2 protein-coding genes are annotated in these 3,018 nt (G+C 58.0%); both read left to right on the top strand.

The genetic code is table 11. The annotated features are described in order from the left end of the window. The coding region (locus K0M74_RS00320) for a HEPN domain-containing protein (RefSeq protein ID WP_293966826.1) at nucleotides 1-763 on the top strand (763 nt) is incomplete at its 5' end. Nucleotides 764-1,446: 683 nt separating this feature from the next. After that, nucleotides 1,447-2,610: a site-specific integrase gene (locus K0M74_RS00315; RefSeq protein WP_293966825.1), complete on the top strand. Its 1,164-nt coding sequence runs from the start codon at nucleotides 1,447-1,449 to the stop codon at nucleotides 2,608-2,610. The last annotated feature ends 408 nt before the right edge of the window (nucleotides 2,611-3,018 follow it).

Here is a 3,018-nt window from a genome sequence, read left to right as displayed (position 1 = left end):
TCTGTTCGGCAGCTATGCGCGCGGCGACTGGGTCGACGAGCCCGAGAATGGCTATCAGTCGGATTATGATCTGCTGATCATCGTCAGCCACGCCAATCTCACCGATATTGCCGAATATTGGTATGTCGCCGAGGATAAGATCCTGCGCGATGCGGAGATCGCGCGGCCCGTTAACATCATTGTCCACACGCTCGAGGAGGTGAACCGCGGGCTGAAGCGGGGCGAATATTTTTGGGTCGACATCGCGCGCGACGGCATCGTGCTTTACGACCTGCCCGGCAGTGAACTGACCACGCCGATGCCGCTGACGGCATCTGATGCCTATGAAATGGCCAGCAGTTATTTTGCGGACTGGCTGGCAAAGGTTGATAGTGGGATCAAGCTGGCGAACTACGCTATCCAGGAGGGGGAGAATAACGATGCTGCTTTCCTGCTCCACCAGGCCGCCGAACGCGCCTACACCTGCTTCCTGCTGGTACGCAGCCACTATGTTCCGCGCTCGCATAATCTGAAGTTTTTGCGTTCGCTGGCGGAAGACCGGGAGACGCGGCTCGTCGAGGCTTGGCCAAGGGCGACGAAGCTCGACCGCCGCCGCTTCGAGTTGGCAAAACGCGCTTATGTCGAGGCGCGCTACTCGGCTGCGTACGCCATCGACAGCAACGATCTGCAGGCGATCAGGTCAGCGGTCACCATGTTGCGCGACACGGTCGAGACGGTGTCGCGCGAATGGCTCGATGGGCTCCGGCAGGAGGCCGACCTATGATCGCTCAGCAGCCGCTGGCTACAGCGCGTCGAGAAAGGGTAGCCGTCGTTGCGCAGCCGCCGTATACAGGTCGAGGCAGTCCCTGAATGACCCCGTCCGCAAATCGCGGATCGTCCAGCTTCCGTTCAAAATCATCCAGCGTCATAGCTTCCTCCTCTGCGATGAGTGCAGGGGAGCAGCGTAAAACTATGCCGAGTCGATCACCGCAAATTTGTTGGAAACCAGGGCGTGGTCGTGTCCCATTTGGTGGTGTAGGTTCGCTGGCGTAGGGTTAGCGATCTTCGGCCAAGCCGGGTTGATCATGCTGCCATGGCGGGCAACGTGATGATGGCATCAGCGACTCCTTCCACAAAGAAGGCGCCGTTAATCGACAAGGCTCTGACATTTTACCCGAGCGGCATCGCATCGGAATGCTTGGCACGATCAAATCGGAACACTGCGCGTGATGATCCCGGAATCCGCAGGTTTGAACCTCCGACCTTCAGGTTATGAGGCGTGCCCCCGCCATGTCCGCAGGACTCCTCACTAGCACGCAATAACGCTTATTTTCAGCGCGTTACGTTGACTAATCTCGCGTGTTGCGACTGTGTACGTACGCACGGTTCCGCACCGACACTCACCCTATTGCTTACCATTTGCTTACGGTGAGCGGCGCGGGACCCGACTGGTAACAGGAGGAACAAATGCCCAAGTTTACGAAGCGATCCATTGAAGCATTAGACATACGCGATAGCGACTATTTTGTTTGGGATTCCGAGCTTTCGGGCTTTGGCGTCCGAGTACTACCCAGCGGCCGCAAAAAGTTCGTGCTGCAATATCGATACTGCAAAATCTCTAGGCGGATGGGCATGGGTCAGTTTGGTGCGATTACCGTCGACCAAGCACGCGGCTTAGCCCTGCAGGCCCTCGCTAAACTACGACAGTACATCGACCCTCTCGCGGAAGTTCGTGAGCGCCGCACTGCGATCACCGTAAAAGAGCTGGCTGAGCGGTTCGACGCCGAACACATCGCGGTTCACCTCAAGGCATCGACCGCTAAGGAATATCGTCGAAACCTAAAGATCTTCATCTTGCCAGCCATCGGCCAGAAGCGAATTCTCGATGTGACCAGGGCGGACATCGCCAAGTTTCACCACGACCACCGGGACCGGCCGTACCAAGCCAATCGCAACATTGAGATCATCTCGAAGATGTTCAATCTTGCCGAGCTCTGGGGCCTCCGCCCCGAGTTCACGAACCCCCGCCGCCACATCAAAAAGTACCCCGAGACAATGCGTGAGCGCTTCTTTTCGTCGAGCGAGCTGGGCGCGATCGGGCGCGTTCTGAATGAAATGGAAGCCGAGCGGATCGAACTCCCCTCAGCCATCGCGGCTGTTCGGCTTCTTTTGTTCACCGGCTGCCGCCTCCAAGAAATAATGACCCTACAGTGGAGCTATGTGAATCTGGATCAATCCGCGTTGCAACTGCCGGACAGCAAGACGGGCCCTAAGATTGTGAGCCTTGGAGCTGCGGCCGTCCAAGTGCTTGCCAATCTAGAGCGAGTGCCGGACAACCCGTATGTCATCGCTGGCCGAGTTGAAGGAAAGCACCTTACTGACCTGCAACCCTTTTGGCAGCGGGTGCGAGGCCGCGCCGGCTTGAAAGACGCGCGGATCCATGACATCCGACACACGTTTGCTAGCGTTGCAGTGAGCAACGGGATGAGCCTTCCGATTATCGGAAAGCTCTTGGGGCACACCCAAGTGCAGACGACGGCACGATATGCCCATCTCGCCCGTTCTTCACAAATCCAAGCGGCAAATGATATTACCGGTCTTATTGAAGAACGCCTCGCTGGCCGAATGTAGTCGGCATCAGGCCTGCCAATGGCTTGCTTGTCCGCACCTTCGTCAATTGTCCCCGTGCTCCTGAGTGATGCAGGAGCGGGGCGTGGAAACCCCTCTGCAACTGCCATGGTCATTCGGCCGGGTGGCATACGCGCATTTCCAGCCGGCTTGCCGGTAGAGGCGTATGCGCTCGTTGTTGCAGCGGGTTTCCAACATCCGGCTTCGGCCGTCGCCTCAGTCACATCTGGGCGGCGCCGAAAGCTGGAGGAGCCACACAAAGGACGCGCTGGTCGTGTCCCCGGCGGTGGTGTAGCTTCTGCCGGTAGCGAAGCTGACCGGACACGCGCTAATCGAAAAAGCGCTGTAGTGTCCGGTCAGTTTCGCGGGTGGTCATCGGCGAACTTCGGTAAGCTTGTGTTGCAAAACTCA

This window comes from Sphingopyxis sp. (assembly GCF_019459305.1).
In the GTDB taxonomy this organism is placed as follows: domain Bacteria; phylum Pseudomonadota; class Alphaproteobacteria; order Sphingomonadales; family Sphingomonadaceae; genus Sphingopyxis.
This window is presented reverse-complemented; position numbering and strand designations above follow the sequence as displayed.

Coding starts and splice junctions, on each gene's coding strand:
- K0M74_RS00315 (WP_293966825.1), top strand. CDS start 1,447: ATGCCCAAGTTTACGAAGCGATCCATTGAAGCATTAGACATACGCGAT.